The sequence below is a fragment of the Candidatus Neomarinimicrobiota bacterium genome (assembly GCA_041862535.1).
GTDB lineage: Bacteria > Fidelibacterota > Marinisomatia > SCGC-AAA003-L08 > TS1B11.
The window spans coordinates 1-2,397 of sequence record JBGVTM010000307.1 but is presented as its reverse complement, the minus strand read 5'-3'; the positions used below and the strand labels follow the sequence as shown (position 1 = coordinate 2,397).

Annotated in this window: 1 protein-coding gene; it reads right to left on the bottom strand. The window is 48.5% G+C overall.

Going from position 1 to position 2,397, the window contains the following annotated elements; all coding sequences use genetic code 11:
- Positions 1 to 2,369: aminotransferase class V-fold PLP-dependent enzyme (locus tag ACETWG_11130; GenBank protein MFB0517138.1), on the bottom strand; the 2,369-nt coding region annotated here is incomplete at its 3' end.
- Between the last annotated feature and the right edge of the window lie 28 nt (positions 2,370 to 2,397).

Here is a 2,397-nt window from a genome sequence, read left to right as displayed (position 1 = left end):
AGTTCCGCTGCTTTGCCTAAACCTACGATAGCCGGAACATTCTCTGTGCCAGCTCGTATTCCGCGCTCCTGTTTCCCCCCGTGAATAAGCGGCTCCAGTTCGATTCCTTTTCTGATATATAAAGCACCTACTCCCTTTGGAGCATGAAACTTGTGTCCCGACAAACTGAGCATATCTACATTCAGGTCTTGTACATCCACTGTAATCTTACCTATGGCTTGAACGGCGTCAGTGTGGAACAGGATTCCCTTCTCGTGGCAAATTGAATTTAGCTCCTTTATAGGAAGAATAGTACCCACTTCATTGTTAGCCATCATTATGGAGACTAGTATTGTATCTGCAGTGATGGTGTTGCGTAGTCTTTCGGGATCCAGCCAACCATCTTCATCTACACCGAGATATGTAACTCTGTAACCATATCTCTCTAAAAACTCGCAGGCGCCAAGTACAGCTGGATGTTCGAAGGTAGTTGTTATGACATGATTACCCCTATCACGCAGAGCAAATGCCGCTCCCTTGATAGCAAGATTGTCGGCCTCAGAGCCACCTCCGGTGAAGACAATTCGTCGTGGCTGAACATTTATTAGCATAGCCACCTGACGACGTGCATTCTCTACAGCTTCTCGGGCAATCTTGCCCGTCTGATGTATGCTGGAAGGGTTTCCGGCATCTGAACTCAGATATGGCACTATTGCCTCTCTTACTGCATCATCAACCTGTGTTGTGGCATTGTTGTCAAGGTAAATGCGACCTTTGAGCTTCATTGGCGATTCCTCGGCGTCTGCCAAATTACTGTGATAGTCTAATACCTGTCTATTTACTAAACAGCGGGTCTCATCAGTACCGGACTCAACCTTTTGCACATCGCACAAGAGTGCTTTATATACGGGAAAACCGGAAATGCTGTCATAGTTGTTAATATCCGTAAGTTTATTGACATTCCATTCCTGCCATGCTTCAGGTCCGACAGGGGTGCCACCACCAAACATACATTCGATACATCCTTTGGCAATGCCGTCCGTGACTTTAGCCCTAAAAGGCACACTCCCTCTCTGCGTGATTACCCGTACAAGATCGCCACTCCTAATACTCCTTTTCTCAGCATCTTCAACGTTAATCTCCACTATGGGCTCCGGGGTATCCATTATAAGCCCTTCAATGCTGTGATGTTGCGATCTGAAATCAGTCTGGGGTCTTGCCCCGGAGTTAAACACCAGGGGAAAGTTTTCCAACAACTTCGGACTCCCCAGTGGTCCTTCAGTAGGCTCAATGTATTTTGGTAATGGCTCATATCCATATTCCTCCAGAATAGTCGACCATATTTCAAACTTTCCTGTCGGTGTATCGAAACCGGGTTTCCCATCCTTTCTTAGACCTCCCTTCTGCCATTTCTTATACTCCATCATGGGCGTCGGAATTCTTACCCATCCACCAGCAGTCTTCACATCCTCCAATGTGTATCCCGAATCTCGTAAGACAAATCGGAGCATTTCCTCTTCGGTCTGAGGAAACAGGTGTCCATAGCCAAGACAGTCGGCCAGCTTAGCCATGATGAGGTAATCATTGCGTGCCTGTCCCATAGGCTCAATCATTCTCTCGCGCAGGCGGAAAATTGGTCCGTAGGTCATATATGAATAATTTTCGAACATTGTTGTAGCCGGCAGGAATATATCAGCGTATGCGGCATCAGCTGTGAGCTGTCGATCTATACAGACCACGAAGTCAAGTTTGGATAGAACTTCTCTCCAAACCGGAGTTTGCGGCCACGATGTCAGCAGAGAGGCGCCGTGGATGATGAGGGCGCGTGTTTGGTAGGGTTGTCCTTTCAAAACAGAGTCAACCAGTGCGCCTGCATGTGCTTCCCCGCGGTAGCTGGTGTAAACAGGAAACTCGTTTCGGCCGATAGCCCGATTAACGTTCGGGTTATCGAGATTGCATGAACGGTTAATGGGGAATTCACTGTCAAGCATGGTGAGGCCTATACCACCCGGTACATCGAGTTGGTTAGCGAGGGCAAACAAGGTTAACACCGCTCTGGCCGACTGGACGCCGCTATTGGAGTACTCCAGTCCAGTAAACATCAATGATGACACACCGCTGGCATTGCAGATCCGTCGAGCAAGGTCTCGAATCATATCTGCCGGTACCCACGTGATATTCTGTATTACTTCCGGCCGAAAATGCTGAACGTAGGTCTTCAGTTCGTCGAAGCCGTGACACCAGTTCTCAGCGAAATCCTCATCATACAGGTCTTCGTCTATCATCACTTCTATCATGCTCAAGGCTAGGGCACCATCGGTACCGGGCCGAATGGGAATCCATTGAGCATCGGTACGTATTGCTGCTTCTGTATGGCGGGGGTCAATCACGACAATCTTTGCCCCACGCTTGGCTGCT